General features: G+C 41.1%; 17 protein-coding genes. 7 read left to right on the forward strand and 10 right to left on the reverse strand.

The window, feature by feature from the left end; translation table 11 throughout:
• The 6 genes from BCG07_RS18870 to lrp all read right to left on the reverse strand — a co-directional run.
• A partial coding sequence (locus BCG07_RS18870; protein WP_502694086.1) for a serine--tRNA ligase occupies positions 1–497 on the reverse strand: 497 nt, incomplete at its 3' end.
• Between the two features lie 8 nt (positions 498–505).
• Positions 506–886, reverse strand: a complete 381-nt coding sequence (crcB, locus tag BCG07_RS18875) for a fluoride efflux transporter CrcB (RefSeq protein ID WP_010556384.1) — start codon at positions 884–886, stop codon at positions 506–508.
• Positions 879–2,222, reverse strand: a complete 1,344-nt coding sequence (locus tag BCG07_RS18880; protein WP_286891520.1) for a replication-associated recombination protein A — start codon at positions 2,220–2,222, stop codon at positions 879–881. The genes crcB and BCG07_RS18880 overlap by 8 nt, the downstream gene beginning before the upstream one ends.
• Positions 2,215–2,841, reverse strand: a complete 627-nt coding sequence (gene lolA / locus BCG07_RS18885) for an outer membrane lipoprotein periplasmic chaperone LolA (protein WP_008127235.1) — start codon at positions 2,839–2,841, stop codon at positions 2,215–2,217. The genes BCG07_RS18880 and lolA overlap by 8 nt, the downstream gene beginning before the upstream one ends.
• Positions 2,838–5,336, reverse strand: coding sequence for a DNA translocase FtsK (locus BCG07_RS18890; RefSeq protein ID WP_008127237.1), 2,499 nt, complete (start codon positions 5,334–5,336; stop codon positions 2,838–2,840). Before BCG07_RS18890 ends, lolA begins: the two co-directional genes overlap by 4 nt.
• 157 nt (positions 5,337–5,493) lie before the next feature.
• A complete protein-coding gene (lrp, locus tag BCG07_RS18895; protein WP_006792871.1) occupies positions 5,494–5,973 on the reverse strand; it encodes a leucine-responsive transcriptional regulator Lrp in 480 nt (159 codons plus the stop codon).
• 142 nt (positions 5,974–6,115) lie between these two features.
• Between lrp and ald the strand changes: the two genes are divergently transcribed.
• The gene (gene ald, locus BCG07_RS18900; protein ID WP_286891521.1) at positions 6,116–7,237 is read left to right on the forward strand and encodes an alanine dehydrogenase; all 1,122 of its coding nucleotides are present in this window, start codon (positions 6,116–6,118) and stop codon (positions 7,235–7,237) included.
• A 69-nt stretch (positions 7,238–7,306) separates the two neighbouring features.
• Here the strand turns inward: ald and pssA are convergent, their stop codons facing one another.
• Positions 7,307–8,632, reverse strand: a complete 1,326-nt coding sequence (gene pssA, locus BCG07_RS18905) for a CDP-diacylglycerol--serine O-phosphatidyltransferase (protein ID WP_286891522.1) — start codon at positions 8,630–8,632, stop codon at positions 7,307–7,309.
• Positions 8,633–8,921: 289 nt separating this feature from the next.
• Here pssA and trxB point away from each other — a divergent pair, with 289 nt between their 5' ends.
• The 4 genes from trxB (at position 8,922) to infA (ending at position 11,693) form a co-directional block, all read left to right on the forward strand.
• Positions 8,922–9,872, forward strand: coding sequence for a thioredoxin-disulfide reductase (gene trxB, locus BCG07_RS18910; protein WP_006792874.1), 951 nt, complete (start codon positions 8,922–8,924; stop codon positions 9,870–9,872).
• 98 nt (positions 9,873–9,970) lie between these two features.
• Positions 9,971–10,687, forward strand: coding sequence for a leucyl/phenylalanyl-tRNA--protein transferase (aat, locus tag BCG07_RS18915; protein WP_286891523.1), 717 nt, complete (start codon positions 9,971–9,973; stop codon positions 10,685–10,687).
• Positions 10,680–11,384, forward strand: a complete 705-nt coding sequence (locus BCG07_RS18920) for an arginyltransferase (RefSeq protein ID WP_286891527.1) — start codon at positions 10,680–10,682, stop codon at positions 11,382–11,384. The genes aat and BCG07_RS18920 overlap by 8 nt, the downstream gene beginning before the upstream one ends.
• Before the next feature lie 90 nt (positions 11,385–11,474).
• Positions 11,475–11,693, forward strand: a complete 219-nt coding sequence (infA, locus tag BCG07_RS18925; protein ID WP_002962494.1) for a translation initiation factor IF-1 — start codon at positions 11,475–11,477, stop codon at positions 11,691–11,693.
• Between the two features lie 192 nt (positions 11,694–11,885).
• Here infA and clpA read toward each other — a convergent pair whose 3' ends face one another.
• Together clpA and clpS are read right to left on the reverse strand one after the other, a co-directional pair.
• The gene (gene clpA, locus BCG07_RS18930; protein WP_010556376.1) at positions 11,886–14,147 is read right to left on the reverse strand and encodes an ATP-dependent Clp protease ATP-binding subunit ClpA; all 2,262 of its coding nucleotides are present in this window, start codon (positions 14,145–14,147) and stop codon (positions 11,886–11,888) included.
• Between the two features lie 68 nt (positions 14,148–14,215).
• On the reverse strand, positions 14,216–14,524 hold the full coding sequence (gene clpS / locus BCG07_RS18935) for an ATP-dependent Clp protease adapter ClpS (RefSeq protein ID WP_021032429.1): 309 nt from the start codon (positions 14,522–14,524) through the stop codon (positions 14,216–14,218).
• Between the two features lie 208 nt (positions 14,525–14,732).
• Between clpS and cspD the strand changes: the two genes are divergently transcribed.
• Complete coding sequence (gene cspD / locus BCG07_RS18940; RefSeq protein WP_006792879.1) at positions 14,733–14,951, forward strand: cold shock domain-containing protein CspD; 219 nt, start codon at positions 14,733–14,735, stop codon at positions 14,949–14,951.
• Positions 14,952–15,463: 512 nt separating this feature from the next.
• Positions 15,464–17,686, forward strand: a complete 2,223-nt coding sequence (locus BCG07_RS18945; protein WP_286891525.1) for an NADP-dependent isocitrate dehydrogenase — start codon at positions 15,464–15,466, stop codon at positions 17,684–17,686.
• A gap of 145 nt (positions 17,687–17,831) precedes the next feature.
• Here BCG07_RS18945 and BCG07_RS18950 read toward each other — a convergent pair.
• The coding region (locus tag BCG07_RS18950; RefSeq protein ID WP_286891526.1) for an amidohydrolase family protein at positions 17,832–18,476 on the reverse strand (645 nt) is incomplete at its 5' end.

An 18,476-nucleotide genomic window follows, 5' to 3' on the forward strand; every position in this document is an offset into this window, starting at 1 on the left:
CGCATTACTGTAAAACGTGCGCCACTAATTTTAACGCCCATTTCAAAATCTAGGCCGTTTAGGTCTTGCCCTACATCTACGTGATCTTTTACTTCAAAGTCGTACTTTTTAGGCGTGCCCCAGGTAAGTATTTCAACGTTGTCGTCTTCATCAGCGCCTTCTGGTACTGATTCGTCTGGTAAATTTGGAATTGCTAAAGCAATGTCGTTAATCGCGTTGAGTACTTCGTCTTGCGCTTTTTTAGTTGCGTCTAATTCGCTGCCTAAATTTGCCACTGCGTCTAATAGCGGCTGTGCGTCTTCGCCTTTCGCTTTTGCTTGGCCAATGGCTTTAGCACTGGCGTTACGTTGACTTTGAAGCTCTTGCGTTTTTACTTGTAATGTTTTGCGTCGCTCTTCAAGTTCTGTCACTTTTGCAACATCAAGCTCGTAGCCACGAGCCGCTAAGCGTGCTGCAGTTTGCTCAACGTCTTGTCGTAAATATTTAGAATCTAACATGTTAGTTTTTAACCTTTTTGCATTACCAGCTGAAGGCCCAGCCAAGCCATAAAAATACAGACCATCACATTTAAGATGATATTGAGGGCCATTTTAATAAAGTGACCTTGTTGTAACAACAACAACGAGTCCATTGAGAATGTTGAAAAGGTGGTTAATGCACCTAAAAAGCCAATACCTATAAGGGTTTTAGCGGGGCTTACAGTGATAATTTGTTTATCTATCAAACCGTATAAAACGCCCATTAACAATGAACCCAGAATATTAACCGCCAACGTACCAAAAGGGAATCCCCTACCAAGGAGTTTTAGCATGGTTTCGCTAATAAAAAACCGTAAACAAGCACCTGAAGCACCGCCAAGGGCGATCATCATATAAAGTTTAATCATTTTCGTATCGTTTAAGTGGGCTTTGCGTATCGCGCTCTTTTAGGTAATCGAGTTTTTGTTTAATTTTTTGCTCAAGGCCGCGATCGCTCGGCAGGTAATATTCCTTGCCGTCCATTTCTGGTGGTAAGTATTTTTCACCAGCGGCAAAGGCGCCCTCTTCGTTATGCGCATAACGGTACTCGGCGCCATAACCTAAGTCTTTCATTAAGTTGGTTGGTGCATTAAGTAAATGCTCAGGCACTGGGTAACTTGGCTCGTTTTTGGCATCTGCCTTTGCTTGATTAAACGCCATATAAACCGCATTACTTTTGGGTGCGCTGGCCAAATATAAGGTGGCTTGTGCAATGGCGCGTTCGCCCTCACTTGGGCCTACACGCTGAAATATATCCCAAGCGTTTAATGCCACTTCCATCGCACGTGGGTCTGCGTTACCTATGTCTTCTGTGGCAATGGCAAGTAAACGCCTCGCTACATAAAGTGGGTCGCCGCCACCGGCTAAAATACGGCAATACCAATACAGCGCACCATCCGGTGAGCTGCCTCGTACCGATTTATGAAAAGCCGAGATTAAATCGTAAAATTCATCGCCACCTTTATCGTATTTAGCTAAATGGGTTGGCAGTACTTGGCTTAATACGTGCTCATCTACGTTGTATGTGCCGTTATGCTCGGTGGTTAAATCAACCGCTTGCTCAAGCAGGTTTAACACTTTGCGGGCATCACCGCCGCTTGCTTGGCAAAGCGCCTTTTTGGCGTTATCGGCAATCACAATGTTTTTTTGGTTTAGCTGCTCATCTTGCTCAAGTGCGCGCTCTATTACTGTGTATAAGTCGGTATCGGCAAGCGACTTTAAAACATAAACGCGTGCGCGCGATAAAATCGCATTATTAAGTGCAAACGAGGGGTTTTCGGTTGTCGCGCCTACAAATATAAACGTGCCGTCTTCTATGTGAGGTAAAAATGCATCTTGCTGCGATTTGTTAAAGCGGTGTACTTCATCCACAAACATTAAAGTGCGTTGCCCGCGGCTTTGTAGGTTATCGTGCGCTTGCGTTACGCTGTCGCGAATATCTTTTACGCCTGCGGTCACAGCCGACATTTGTATAAGCTCGGCATCGGCGTGGTTTGCTATAATTTGCGCCAAGGTTGTTTTACCCACCCCTGGCGGCCCCCACAAAATTAAGCTATGGCAGCGCCCTGCAACAATAGCTTGATGCAAAGGTTTGTCACTACTAAGTAAATGCTGCTGACCTATGTATTCATCAAGCGTTGTTGGGCGCATTCGCGCCGCAAGTGGGCGTACATCGGGTCCAAAGTTAAAGCCTAAATTACTCACCGTGGCTTTGATCGTCTATTTCAACACCTTCTGGCGGTGTAAATTCAAATACTGTGGCGTCAAGCTCGGTGTTTACTTTAGCATCGTTAAAAGTAAACGATGAAAGTTGGCCCGAGTTATCTGTCACTACTAATGTTGCAAGGCCTGCTTGGTTATCCACAAACGTAATATCTAACTGCTCTACTTGGCTTTCTACGCCTTTATTTGGCGTAACACTATAGCCTGAGTCTGTTGCTTGAACACTGTATTTTTCCCATTGTGCAGGGTCTTTTGAGGTAAGTAATACAAACGGCGTTGAGTCTATTAAGCTGTGAGTATTCATTATGGTTACTTGCTCAGCAAAACTGTCGAAGTAATAGGTTTTATCACCATTAGATACAAATAAAGTATCGTCTGGGTTGGTTTGTTCCCAGCGTATCATCATAGGTTGTTTAAGGGCGATTGTACCCTCGCCTTGCATTACGGCTTGGCCTTCTTTGTCTGTTACTTTTTGTGCAAACTGCGCTTTAAAGCTTTTAAGTGTTGCCAGTTTGTCTTGCAGTGCTTGGCTGTCGTCTGCAAAACTCGGTGCGGCAATTAAGCCACTTAATACTAATAATAAACTGTTTAATTTTTTCATTGGTTTGCTCCATTAGGTACTAATACATCGCGAGCACCATTATGACCTGGTGAACTTACGATACCTGATGTTTCCATTTGTTCTACTAAGCGTGCTGCACGGTTATAGCCTACGCGTAACTTACGTTGTACTGATGAAACCGATACCTTGCCTGTCTCAATTACAAATGCGACCGCCTCGTCGTAAAGTGGGTCTGACTCTTCATCTGCACTTTCACTTGCTTCACCGGGTAGTAAAATATCTTCAGTGGCATCGCCATTAAGAATTTCATCTATGTAATTAGGTTTAGCACGCGCTTTCCAATCGTTAACGACTGCGTGTACTTCGTGGTCATCTACAAATGCGCCATGCACACGCTCTGGCACGCTTGTGCCTGGCGGTAAATAAAGCATGTCACCCATACCGAGTAAGTTTTCGGCTCCTTGCTGGTCAAGTATGGTGCGCGAATCTATTTTACTTGATACCTGAAACGCCATACGCGTTGGTATATTGGCTTTAATTAAGCCTGTAATTACATCAACCGATGGACGCTGAGTGGCAAGTACTAAGTGAATCCCTGCTGCACGTGCTTTTTGCGCTATACGTGCAATAAGTTCTTCTACTTTTTTACCAACAATCATCATCATGTCGGCAAACTCATCAATTACCACAACAATGCTTGGTAGTTTTTCAAGCTCGTCGGGGCCGTCCTTCATACCGTCTGTGTCTTTAAAAAGTGGGTCCATAATGGGGTAGCCCGCTTCTTTGGCATCAAGTACTTTTTGGTTGTAACCTTTTAAATTACGCACACCCAACGCTGACATCAATTTATAACGACGTTCCATTTCACCTACACACCAACGCAGCGCGTTAGCCGCTTCTTTCATGTCGGTAACCACTTCACATAATAAATGCGGTATCCCCTCGTAAACCGAAAGTTCAAGCATTTTAGGGTCAATCATGATCATACGTACATCATCTGGGCCCGATTTATACAGTAAGCTTAATATCATTACATTAACGCCCACTGACTTACCCGAGCCCGTTGTACCAGCTACCAATAAATGTGGCATTTTACCTAAATCGGCACACACAGGTTGCCCTGCAATGTCTTTACCTAACACCATGGTAAGCGGTGATGGATTTTGCTCAAATTTAGGCGCATTTATTACTTCAGACAAGCGAACTATTTCACGGTGTTTGTTAGGCAGCTCTATGCCTATGTAAGTTTTACCCGGTATAACTTCAACAACACGTACACTAATAGCTGAAAGCGAGCGGGCTAAATCTTTTGATAAACCGGTAATTTTAGACACCTTTATACCCGGTGCTAAATCAAGCTCAAATCGCGTTACAACAGGCCCAGGATATACACCAACTACTGTAGCTTGTACGTTAAAGTCGAGAAGTTTTGTCTCTACAAGGCGAGATACAACATCGAGCTCTTCTTGCGAAATTGGGTTTTTAGCTTTATCGGGTCTGTCGAGTAAATCAAGCGACGGTAATGGGCCTGGTGGCGGCTCTTGGTCAAGCAGTTGTTCAAACTTTTCTTTTGCTGTTGGTGGTGGCTGATACGCAGGCTTTGCTTTTGGCATAGGCCTTGCTGGCGATACCACGGTTGTTACTGGTTTTTCAGGTTCTACAACTTGGCTTTGATCAAGCGCGTTTAATGCCGCTGCCGTATCCATTGGTTCATCATCTATTGCACTAAAGCCAATTTCTTGATCGAGTATATCGTCAAGCTCATCAAATGGGCTGTAGTCGTCGCTGATATGTGGCTCTGTAAAAGGCGTTTGCGGTTTATTAATGGCTTTTTGAGGTGCGTCGTTTTTTGCCTCTACTGGCGCTTCAAGCTGCTCAGTGAGGTCGTCGTTAAACTGAGCATCTGCATTGTCACTGTTTGTGTTTGCAGCAATTCGTTCTCTGTTTATCCAACCTTTTATGTACGAAGTAATAAAGCGATACAACCTAACCATTAAATCGCCTAGGTAATCTACAAAATCAACCCACGACACGCCTGTTAAAAGGGTTAATCCTGCAAAAAAGAAACACAATAGCAAAATTGATGTGCCGGTAAAATTAAACGCCGGCATCATGGCAGTCGCAATGACATCTCCCACTACCCCGCCTGATGAAAAATTATAAATATCGTCGAAGTTAATACTGCTAATTGCCGTAGCTGAGGTCACAAACAGGGCTAAGCCTATAATGCGAAGGGCTAATGTTGTGTAATCAAGCTGTAAAATACGGTGCGGCTGTTTAAACAATAAATAGCCGAATAACTGAATCGCCGCCGGAACTAAATACGCAAGCCACCCAAAAGTAAGCAGCAGTATATCGGCAACCCACGCACCGGCGGTGCCTGTAATATTTTTTACGTTTCTAAATTCGCCGGTTTGTGACCACGAAGGATCTGCCGGGTCAAAACTGATTAAGGCACATAAAATAAATATTGCAGCAAAGGTACTGATAATCAGCCCTGTTTCTAATAGTCTTTGCACACCGTTTAGGCGCATAACTTCCTATCCCTCTTATTATTCTATTTATTACACTTCAACAGCAGTCAAATACCTTAGCAGGAAATGCAATTTGATGCACTTTATCTTAATGTGTATGGCCTGATTATGAACACGTTTTTATAAATTAGAGCCTGTTTACCTTTAACAGTTAAACTTATGCGATGTAAGGGCGAATAATTACGCCGTCTTCACCTTTAACTTCTTCCATAACTACATAGGTGCGACTTTCACTCACGTTTGGCAATTTTAAAAGAATGTCTCCTAATACACCACGGTATTCTGACATATCATTAACACGCGTTTTAAGTAAGAAATCAAAATTACCCGACACTAGGTGACATTCTATTATTTCTTCGTGCTTTTTCACGGCTGCACTAAACTCGTCAAATACGTCTGGCGAGGTTTTGGTAATCGTAACTTCTACATACACCGATAACCCCTGCCCTAACTTAGCCGGATCGACCACCGCTTTGTATCCGAGTATGTAACCTTCTCGCTCAAGCTTTTTTACGCGCTCTAGGCAGGGCGTGGCGCTCAGGCCAACTCGTCGGGCCAGTTCAACATTTGAAAGACGCCCATCATGTTGTAATTCCATCAAAATTTTACGGTCTATTCTGTCTAATAACTGATGCATAAGGCTCACTAGTTTTTTATTCTGTTTATTTTTATTATTTAGATAATAACACTAGCTTGGCATTTAAAAAAGGTGAGACACACTGGCTTGTCATGAATATAATAGTGAAAAATTTCAATCCGTTCTTAATAAGGCAAATGTTATGATTATTGGTGTACCTAAAGAAATCAAAAACCATGAATACCGCGTAGGTATGGTTCCTGCTAGTGTTCGTGAATTAGTTAATCACGGCCACCAAGTGGTTGTAGAAACGAATGCAGGTATGGGTATTGGTTTTACAGATGAAGATTACACCCAAGCAGGTGCAGACATTTTAGCAACTGCGGCTGACGTTTTTGCAAACGCAGACATGATTGTAAAAGTAAAAGAACCACAAGCAGTTGAACGTGCAATGCTTCGTGAAAACCAAATTCTTTTCACTTACCTTCACCTTGCACCGGATCTTCCACAAACTGAAGACCTTGTTAAGAGCAAAGCGATTTGTATTGCTTATGAAACAGTAACTGACTCTCGTGGTGGTTTACCACTTTTAGCGCCAATGAGTGAAGTAGCTGGCCGTATGTCTATCCAAGCCGGTGCACAAGCCCTTGAAAAATCTAACCACGGTCGTGGTATGTTACTAGGCGGTGTACCTGGTGTTGAGCCGGCTAAAGTTGTTGTTATCGGCGGCGGCATGGTTGGTCGTAGCGCAGCACAAATGGCTGTAGGCCTAGGTGCTGATGTTGTAGTACTTGATCGTAATATCGATGTACTGCGTGCACTAGACGCGCAATTTGGTAATAAAGTAAAAGCTATTTACTCAACGGCTGATGCACTTGAAAAACACGTACTAGAAGCAGACCTAGTAATTGGTGGCGTACTAATCCCTGGCGCTGCTGCTCCTAAGCTTGTAACAGCAGAGCACATCAAAGCAATGAAGCCTGGCGCTGCTATTGTTGACGTTGCTATTGACCAAGGCGGTTGTATTGCAACATCTAAAGCAACAACGCATGCTGATCCTACTTTCATCGTTGATGAAGTTGTTCACTACTGTGTTGCTAACATGCCGGGTGCTGTTCCTCGTACGTCTACATTTGCACTTAACAATGCAACATTGCCGTTTATCATTAACCTTGCAAACAAAGGTTACAAAAAGGCATTGCTAGACGACGCTAACTTCCTAAAAGGCTTAAATGTAATTAAAGGCCAAGTAACGTACAAAGAAGTTGCTGAAGCATTTAACATGGATTACGTTGACCCACGTACAGCGGTTGAAAACGCTTAATTAAGCGTTTGTACCAATAAAAAAAGCAGCTATAAAGCTGCTTTTTTTTATGTCTAATTTAAATTCAATCTAAATAAACCGTTTAATAATAAAGTCTACTTTTACCCGTTTTGCTTGGCCAAGTAACTTTTTAACTGGCTGAGGGTAATCTTCCATGATTTCTAAATCGTCTGGCCCTGTTAGTCGGCGACAGTGCTTAAGAATTTCATGCTTTTCGTTATCAATTGCTTGCATGATAGTTTGCTCAGGATCTTCAATTAATATCCCGTTTTCTATGTCTAAGCCCCATGCTCGTGGGTTTAGGTTATGCCCACTCAATAAATGCTTTGATCTATCTGCACATATTCCTTTTAAATGGAAAGAGTTATTGTCGTGTTTCCAAAGGTATACATTCAAATTACCGTTATCTATATGGCGTTTTTGTGTTTTAACAAATTTATGCAAAATAGTTTCGTATAAATAAGGCAACGCACCAATTTTACTAAACGGCTCACTAGGTGGCATATAAAAATCATTAGCGGTTTTATCACCCACAACAATTGTAATATGTTTGCCTTGTTTCAAAAGCCTGCGTAACGAACGCATAAGCGGCGCAGGAAAATTGAAGTACGGTGTATAAAGTGCTAACTCACGCTCTGTTGTATCAAAAAGGGCTTTGATCATACGATTAAGTTCGTTATGACGACGCCCAAGCCCTAAAAACAAGCGAATATTTAACGCATTATTGCTTGCTTGCTCAGCCGACTTATAACTTGCTGCTTTTAGATCACGCATTAATTGCTTTTGTTCAAGTTTAAAGTCAATTAATCGCTTGAGCGGACGCATGTCGATACGAGGCACTGCCACTGAACTCAATAGCTTTGATTCAATAAAGTCTATTACAGAGTCACACAGGCCTTTTTGCGTAATTAAAAAGTAACGGTCAAGCCTGTAGCGGTCACTGTGCTGTAAATACACATTATTTAAGCTAGCACCGCTGTAAAGCAACGTGTCGTCTATTACAAAACCTTTTAGATGTAATACACCAAACAGCTCTTTCGCTTTTACCGGTACACCAAATACTTGTACATTTGATTTAAATTTTTCTAGATAGTCACAGTATAAACTTGCGTTCCCGTCTGATTTCTCAGCACCAATAAGCCCACGCTGGGCACGATGAAAATCGACCAGTACTTTTACTTCAAGTGCAGGGTTGGCTAAAGATGCATTGTGTAATGCCTCTAAAACTTCGCGGCCTGCTTCATCATCTTGCAAATAAAGCGCAGTAATATAAATGCGCTTTTTTGCGTTAGCGATTAAATTAAGTAATTGTGTGCGGTAATCTTGCGCATTGGTTAAGACGTTAACGTCTTTTGAAGTCAACCCAAATGCGGGTTTTTCCTGCCAAAATAACATAGTTGCCTATTCATTTAGGTCACATAATCTATCAGTGACAAATCAAAATTAGGTAAAACATAACAAAAAAAATCAAAGTGGTCATGAATTAACGACGTTTTGTTGCTTGTTAGTCTATTTATTGAGCTAGTTTACCCTGCAAGGCGGAAAAGTATGTTTGTTTAGTACATAAAAATGAACAGGTTTTCGATTTACTAAAAAAAATAATCTCAGATTTTGTTTACTTCTGCCTTGTTTTTCTTAGAATCGAGCGCATTAATGACCGTATAGAATCGTTTAGGAAAATATCATGACTGAAGCAAAACATAGTAAGCTACTAATTTTAGGCTCTGGCCCAGCTGGTTACACAGCTGCAGTGTATGCAGCCCGTGCAAATTTAAACCCTGTTTTAATTACAGGTATGCAACAAGGTGGTCAATTGACTACTACCACTGAAGTTGAAAACTGGCCGGGTGATGCACACGGTTTAACAGGCCCTGCACTTATGGACCGCATGAAAGAGCATGCTGAACGCTTTGAAACCGAAATTGTGTTTGACCACATAAACAAAGTTGATGTTTCTAAACGCCCTTTCACACTAACTGGCGATCAAGGTACATACACATGTGATGCGCTTATTATTGCTACAGGCGCATCTGCAAAATACTTAGGCTTAGAGTCTGAAACAAACTTCCAAGGTCGTGGTGTATCGGCGTGTGCAACATGTGATGGCTTTTTCTATAAAGGCCAAAAAGTAGCAGTAGTTGGTGGTGGTAATACCGCAGTTGAAGAAGCACTATACTTATCTAACATTGCTGATGAAGTCCATGTAATTCACCGTCGTGATAGTTTCCGTAGTGAAAAAATTCTTGCTGATCGTCTTACTGAAAAAGCGGCAAACGGCAACGTGGTAATGCACTACAACCGTACACTAGACGAAGTTTTGGGCGACCAAATGGGTGTAACAGGCATTCGCATTAAAGATGTAGCATCTGATGCTACTGAAGATTTAGATTTGGCGGGTGTATTTATAGCAATTGGCCACAAACCAAACACAGATATGTTTGAAGGCCAGCTAGAAATGAAAGACGGCTACCTAGTTGTTGAGTCAGGTCTTAACGGTAACGCAACGCAAACAAGCGTACCAGGTGTTTTTGCTGCAGGTGATGTGTCTGACCATATTTATCGTCAAGCGATTACATCTGCTGGAACAGGCTGTATGGCAGCCCTTGATGCAGAGCGCTATTTAGACAACCTATAACGTTTATTTTTTATAAAAGGGGCTGAACAATCAGCCCCTTTTTTTACGCCTAAAATATAGTTACACTTTTAAAACAAATTATAAAAAGTAAACACGTTATGACTAACCAGCTATACCAACTAAGTGATACAGATATAGCATTTCCCAATCCAGAATATGCATTAGTTTCTCCAGACGGCCTACTAGCTGTGGGTGGTGACTTGAGCCTAGCTCGCCTTTGCAATGCTTATACTAATGGGATATTTCCTTGGTTTAGCGATAACGAACCTATTATGTGGTGGTCACCAAGTGAACGTGGCATTGTGGAGTTAAATGAGTTTCATGTTAGTAAAAGTTTACGTAAGCACCTAAAAAAATACCCCGTAACAGTGACAGTTAATAACGCCTTTGTTGAAGTCATTGAAGCATGCCGTGACCAACGCATTGATACCGACGGTACTTGGATCACTACTGATATGCTTAGTGCTTACATAAATGCTCATCATGCAGGCGTAGCGCATAGCTTAGAGGTGTGGCGCAACGGAGAGCTTGCAGGTGGACTGTATGGAATTATGCAAAATGGTGTGTTTTGTGGCGAATCGATGTTTCATCATCAAACTAATTGTTCTAAATTAGCTATGTGGGCGCTTGTGAATTGGTTAAAATACCATGACGCTCATTTTATTGATTGCCAACTCGAAAACCCATATTTGATGAGTTTGGGAGCAAAAGTTATTCCTCGAACTGATTTTTTAGCTAAACTTAACACTGCACTTACCTATAACGTTAATCCTACTATGTGGGAACCACAGGAACTTATTGCAATCTATGAATGAAAACCTAACAGCCCGTGTTGGTTTAAGCCAAGAATTTGCGTGTAGTTATCTGCCCAACAGGCGCGAGCAACTATTAGTCATATTAGATCCCACTTATTATTGCTCAGAAAAGTTCGAATCTTTGTTAGCAGTTGGCTTTAGGCGCAGTGGTAACCAAATATACCGCCCTCACTGCCCCGTTTGCAGTGCATGTAACTCTGTTCGTGTTTTAGCGCAAGAATTTATGCCATCAAAATCACAAAAACGTAAACTAAACAAAGCAAAAACCCAGTTTACGGTCACTTACTCTACTAGCGAACGAGCAGAGTATTATCCGCTGTACAGTAAATATATAACTATGCGCCATCAAGACGGCAGCATGTACCCACCACAGCCTGAACAATTTCAAAGCTTTTTATTTTGCAGTTGGCTTGAAATTACGTTTATCGAACTTTGGCATCAAGGCACTTTAGTAGGTGTAGCCGTAACCGATTGTATGGACAACGCTATTTCTGCTATTTACACGTTTTTTGACCCTGACTTTGAGCACTATAGTTTAGGGTCAATTATGATATTAGAGCAGCTAAAATTTGCTAAAGCGCAAAATAAACAATTTGTGTATTTGGGCTATCAAATTGATGAGTGCACCAAAATGAAGTATAAAACTCAGTTTTTACCCGCACAAAAACAGCTTAATGATGAGTGGGTGGCTATTTAATTTACAAATATAGCCCCTGCGCCTTTACTTATTGGTGTATTTTGGGCAAAATCTGCAGCGTTTAACTATTAAAGAGGTGTTACGCTAAACATGGCGAAAGAAGACGTAATCGAAATGCAAGGGACTGTCCTTGATACTTTACCAAATACAATGTTCCGAGTTGAGCTAGAAAATGGTCACGTAGTTGTGGCTCATATTTCAGGTAAAATGCGCAAAAACTATATCCGTATTTTAACCGGCGATAAAGTAACGGTAGAAATGACTCCTTACGATTTATCGAAAGGTCGTATCGTATTCCGTGCTCGCTAAGTAAGTGCGTAAACGAGATTTAGTTTTTGGCTAGTGTATAACTAGCTTTAAGCGTTTATTAAATGTAATTGATGGACTTTGACTAGCAATTACATTTAATAAACAAAAAACCCAGCTTTTGCTGGGTTTTTTGTTGCCTAAAATAAAAAATGGCCCGGTATTTCAATCGAGCCATTTAGAGTCTTATGCCGTTTATGCTGGTGTTAAACTACTTTCGTAATCAAAACGGATTTTCTTGTCTTTTACCGACACCTTCACTGTGCCGCCATCAGCCAACTTACCAAACAGTATTTCGTTTGCGAGTGGCTTTTTGAGCTCTTCTTGAATAACACGCGCCATTGGGCGTGCACCCATCGCTTTATCGTAGCCTTTTTCAGCTAACCATTCACGTGCCTTAGAGGTCAATTCAAAATTAACCGACTTCTTATCAAGCTGTGCCTGCAGTTCAACAATAAATTTATCAACCACCAACAAAATAACTTCACGTTCAAGATGGTTAAACCAAATAATGTTATCTAAGCGGTTTCTAAACTCTGGTGAAAATGTTTTGTTAATTTCACCCATTGCATCGTGTGTATGATCCTGCTCACTAAAGCCAATTGACTTGCGAGTTGTTTCTTGCACGCCGGCATTAGTGGTCATTACCAGCACAACATTTCTAAAGTCAGCTTTACGGCCATTGTTGTCGGTTAATGTACCGTGATCCATTACCTGCAATAAAATGTTGTAAATATCTGGATGCGCTTTTTCAATCTCATCGAGTAAAACCACCGCATGAGGGTTCTTAATAACAGCCTCGGTTAGCAAACCGCCCTGCTCAAAACCAACATAACCTGGCGGTGCACCAATTAAGCGGCTAATTGCATGACGCTCAACATATTCCGACATATCAAAACGAATAAACTCAACACCCATGCATTTTGCAAGCTGCTTAGTTACCTCTGTTTTACCAACACCGGTTGGACCAGCGAATAAGAAAGAACCCACTGGTTTTTCTTCACTTGTTAGCCCAGAACGTGACAAACGGATTGCCGATGTAAGTGCATCAATTGACTGATCTTGACCAAACACCAACATTTTAAGATTACGGTCAATATTTTTAAGCGTTTCTTTATCCGATGACGATACATTTTGTGGTGGAATGCGCGCCATTTTGGATATGATCATTTCAATGTCTGACACACCAATGGTTTTTTTACGTTTAGAGCTTGGCTGCAAACGCTGGTTTGCACCGGCTTCATCTATTACATCAATGGCTTTATCAGGTAAGTGACGCTCGTTAATGTATTTAGCACTCAGCTCAGCCGCAGCTTTTAACGCTTTTTGTGTGTAACGAATACCATGGTGTTCTTCATAACGATCTTTCAGGCCATTCAGGATTTTAGTGGTATCGGCAACACTTGGCTCAAGTACATCAATTTTTTGAAAACGACGAACTAATGCACGGTCTTTTTCAAAAATATTTTTATACTCGTTGTAAGTTGTTGACCCCATACAACGGAGCTTACCACTTGAAAGCAATGGCTTAAGTAAGTTAGAGGCATCCATAACGCCACCTGACGCAGCGCCTGCCCCAATGATGGTGTGAATTTCATCAATAAATAAAATAGAGCCTGGTTTTGCTTGTAGCTCTTTTAATAAACTTTTAAAACGTTTTTCAAAATCACCACGGTATTTTGTACCAGCAAGTAATGCGCCCATGTCTAACGAGTAAACCACTGCATCTGCAATCACTTCAGGAACTTGCTCGTTAACAATACGATAAGCTAACCCTTCAGCAATCGCTGTTTTACCCACACCCGCTTCACCTACAAGCAATGGGTTATTCTTTTTACGACGACACAATACTTGTACCGCACGTTCAACTTCACTGTCACGGCCAATCAATGGATCAATATTACCATCGCGTGCTTGCGCATTTAAGTTAGTAGTGAAGCTGTCTAGCTTGCTGACCTCTTCATTTTGAACTTCTTGCACTTCTTCGTTTATGTCGTCCGTATCGTCGCCTAAATCATCATCGGTTTTTGAAATCCCATGAGAAATAAAATTAACAATGTCTAAGCGCGAAACATCATTTTTCTTAAGCAGATAAACGGCTTGGCTTTCTTGCTCAGAAAAAATAGCAACCAACACATTTACGCCGGTAACTTCGTTTTTACCTGATGATTGAACATGAAACACTGCACGCTGTAATACTCGTTGAAAACCAAGCGTAGGTTGTGTTTCACGCTCTTCTTCTAAATCGGGGATAACCGGTGTTGTTTCATCAATAAATTCAAGCAATTCGTATTTTAAGCCTGAAATGTTAACACCACACGCATTTAGCGCTTCTGAAGCAGAAGGGTTATCTAATAGCGCAAGTAAAAGGTGCTCGACAGTCATAAACTCATGACGGCGAGTGCGCGCTTCACGAAACGCGGCATTTAATGTAAGTTCTAAGTCTTTGTTTAGCATTGGCAACCCCTTACTGAGATAATAATGTATACCACAACAAACAGGTGTGTGATCACCCTAGTTGGTATTTATTCCTGCTCACAACTACAAAGCAGCGGATGCTCGTTATCACGCGAGTAGCGGTTAACTTGTTCAACTTTGGTATAAGCTACATCAGCGCTGTAAACGCCACAAATGCCTTTACCTTTTTCGTGAACTTGAAGCATCACGTCGGTTGCTCTATCGCTATCCATATTAAAAAACGTCGTTAAAACTTCTATTACAAAGTCCATCGGCGTGTAATCGTCATTATTTAAAACAACTTTGTATTTTCGCGGCGGCTGTAGCTTTTGCTTTTCACTGTCGCGGACTGTATCGATAACACCTGAATCTTTCATACCACTCATAATTAAATATAGTCTTGTCTTAGGAACTCAAGCAAACTTGAATAAAAAATAAATAAAATGTTAAAAAATAGCTCAAAAAGCTTGACTGATTGATTAAATAAACTACAGTCAAACATAGATTGATTAATCCTTAATCAGTCTAGCAAATAATATGGTTTAGAATAACTAAATTAGTCAACTTATTGAAGGATGTAGAAGTATGGCTTGTGGTAAAGTTAAATGGTTTAACAATGCTAAAGGTTTTGGTTTCATCGTTGAAGACGGCTGCGAGAATGATATTTTCGCCCATTACTCTACAATTGTAATGGACGGTTATAAAACGCTTAAAGCTGGACAAGATGTAACATTCGAATTAGAACAAGGCCCTAAGGGCTTGCACGCTAAAAATATTGCCTTAGACGGCGACATTTTAGAGTGACGGTTGTTTTATTCGACTAAAGCGAGCGACCTATTAGGCTCCTCGCTTAATTCCTCACACTTCTATTTACCCACACCGATATAAATTGTTTCTTTTTCTTTATTTTCAACCCTTATCCTTGATTTTATTTCATATACCCCAATATTCTAAGAGTTGACCGTTTAACTGCTTGTGAGCAGGCTCAAACTCTAGCCCTTTGTATTCAAGCTTGTTACACTCTTGGTGCTAAAAATTAGGCAAAACATAGCAACTAACTCAACTTGCTGAGCACATAAAATATACTAGTCTAAAGGCTAATTTATTTTTATTATATTTTTAGCTATAAATATGACCACAGTTCGTCAGGTGTGACTATTCTGCTTTAACTGTAAAGCTACACGAGTACCAACACCTAACAAACTATTCATTATCTGAACGTATATATTAAAACACTATGATATGTACTCTCTCAGCTTTAATGATTTCTTTGCATTGTTGAATAAGGCCAATTGGCCGACTATCTAGGAATGATGATGACATCAAAAATTATCTATACAAAAACGGACGAAGCTCCGGCACTAGCAACTTACTCGTTGCTACCGATCATCCAAGCATATACAAATGCAGCAGGTGTTGAAGTTGAAACTCGCGATATCTCATTAGCAGGTCGTGTAATTGCTAGCTTCCCTGATTATTTAACAGAAGAACAACGTATTGGTGATGCACTTGCTGAACTAGGTGAGCTTGCAAAAACACCTGAAGCTAATATCATCAAACTTCCAAACATTAGTGCTTCAGTTCCACAGTTACGCGCTGTAATAAAAGAGCTTCAAGCAAAAGGCTATGCCCTTCCAGATTACCCTGTTGAGCCTAAAAACGACGAAGAAAAAGCAATTCAAGCTGCATACGACAAAGTAAAAGGTAGTGCGGTAAACCCTGTATTACGTGAAGGTAACTCTGACCGCCGTGCACCTGGCTCTGTAAAAGAGTACGCACGCAATAACCCACATTCAATGGGCGCGTGGAGCAAAGACTCTGCCTCTTACGTTGCAAGCATGAGCGAAGGCGATTTCTTTGGTTCAGAGCAATCAACAACTATCGAAGAAGCAACTGACGTACGCATCGAGCATGTTGCTACAAACGGTGATACAACTGTTCTTAAACAAAGCACACCACTACTAGCTGGTGAAGTAATTGATGCTTCTCGCATAAGTGCTGCTAAGCTACAGGCTTTTTTAGCTGCTGAAATTGATGCTGCTAAAGAAAAAGGCGTTTTATTCTCGCTTCACATGAAAGCGACAATGATGAAAGTGTCTGACCCAATCATATTTGGTCACGCTGTTAAAGTATTCTACAAAGACGTATTTGTAAAACACGGTGAGCTTTTTGAAGAGCTAGGTGTTGATGTTAATAACGGTTTAGGCGATGTTTACTCTAAAATTCAAACATTAGACGATGCTAAACGCGCTGAAATTGAAGCCGATATTCAAGCTGTATATGCTGAGCGCCCTGCTATTGCTATGGTTGATTCTGACCGTGGTATCACAAACTTACACGTGCCAAGTGATGTGATCATCGATGCATCTATGCCTGCTGCAATTCGTTCAAGCGGTCAAATGTGGAACAATGACGGTAAATTACAAGACACAAGTTTTGTAATTCCTGATCGTTGTTACTCTGGCGTTTATCAAGCAACTATTGATTTTTGTAAAGAACACGGTGCGTTTGATCCAACGACAATGGGTAGCGTTCCAAATGTTGGCCTTATGGCTCAAAAAGCAGAAGAATACGGTTCGCACGACAAGACGTTCGAAGCAAAAGCAGCGGGTACTATTCGTGTAGTTGATACAGCAGGTAATACGCTACTTGAGCACAGTGTTGAGCAAGGCGATATCTGGCGTATGTGTCAGGTTAAAGATGCACCAATCCAAGATTGGGTTAAACTTGCTGTTAACCGTGCACGTGCTACTGGCGTTCCTGCTATTTTTTGGTTAGACGAAAATCGTGCACACGATGCTCAGCTAATCAAAAAAGTAAATAAATACCTACCAGATCACGACACAGCTGGCCTAGATATTCAAATTTCAGCTCCACTTGAAGCCACTTTATTCTCTTTAGGTCGCATTAAAGAAGGTAAAGATACTATTTCTGTAACAGGTAACGTACTACGTGATTACCTAACAGATTTGTTCCCAATTTTAGAGCTGGGCACAAGTGCTAAAATGCTTTCAATTGTTCCACTTATGAACGGTGGTGGCTTATTTGAAACTGGCGCAGGTGGTTCTGCACCTAAGCACGTTCAGCAGTTTGAAAAAGAAAACCACTTACGTTGGGATTCTTTAGGTGAGTTTTTAGCACTTGCAGCATCACTAGAGCATTTAAGTGTAACTACAGGTAACAACAAGGCGCAAGTACTTGCAGATACGCTTGATAAAGCGACGGGTACTTTCCTTGCTGAAAACAAATCGCCTTCACGTAAAGTTAAAGAAATTGATAACCGTGGTTCTCATTTCTTCTTATCTTTATTTTGGGCTCAAGAACTTGCTAAGCAAAATGATGATAGCGAACTTAAAGCACAGTTCACTCAAATTGCGAGCGATTTAGAGGCAAATAAAGACGCGATCGTAAACGAATTAAACGATGCTCAAGGCCCAGCAGTTGAACTAGGTGGTTACTTCCAGCCTAACGACGCAGCCGCTTTTGAAGCAATGCGTCCAAGCACTACATTTAACGATATCCTTGCTAAATTAGTGTAATAAATAGTAAAAATAAAACCGCTTACCTTTAAAAGTAAGCGGTTTTTTTACGCCTATGAAAAAGGCCGCTCAATGCGACCTTTTAAAGTTAATATCTACTCGCCCAATCAAATCCCTATTGTCGGGTTGATATAACGCTTACTATTTACTTAGTGTAAGCTCTTGGCATGTTTGAATCAGTAGTATAACGGTCACGTAATTTATCTTGGCGAGACTGTGTAGACACCTCAGTGCCATTAATAAACATACGACTTACGTTACTGCTTATTTCAAACGGATCATTAGTCCACATCACTACATCAGCGGCTTTACCCACCTCAATACTGCCCGCATTAATACCGAATACGTCAGCAACATTTGATGTAACAGCTTTCAGTGCACCTTGTTGGCTCATGCCATAAGATACAGCGTTACCTGCGTCATAGCGAAGCTGATAAATATTGTGACTTGCATCTCCACCAACCGTTAAAAGTACTTTAACACCGGCTTTTTCAAGTAAACCTGCATTATTTAAATTAGCGTGTAAAGAATCGAAGCTTCCTGGTAAGTTGTCCATAGCGCTAATAATTACTGGGATATTAGCTTTAGCAATATGCTCTTTAACAACAACAGCATCCTGTGCTCCACTTAGTACTAAGTTAACACCAAATTGCTCTTTCACTTTAATAAGCTCAATAATATCAGCAGCACGCGATACGCTTATAACCAATGGCATGTCGCCAGAAAGTACTTTAGCCATTACTTTGTCTTCAGTACTTGGTTTATCGTCGTCTTTTTTATCTTTTTTGCT

This window comes from Pseudoalteromonas sp. ESRF-bin5, from assembly GCF_002632075.1.
Taxonomy (GTDB): Bacteria; Pseudomonadota; Gammaproteobacteria; order Enterobacterales; family Alteromonadaceae; genus Pseudoalteromonas; species Pseudoalteromonas marina.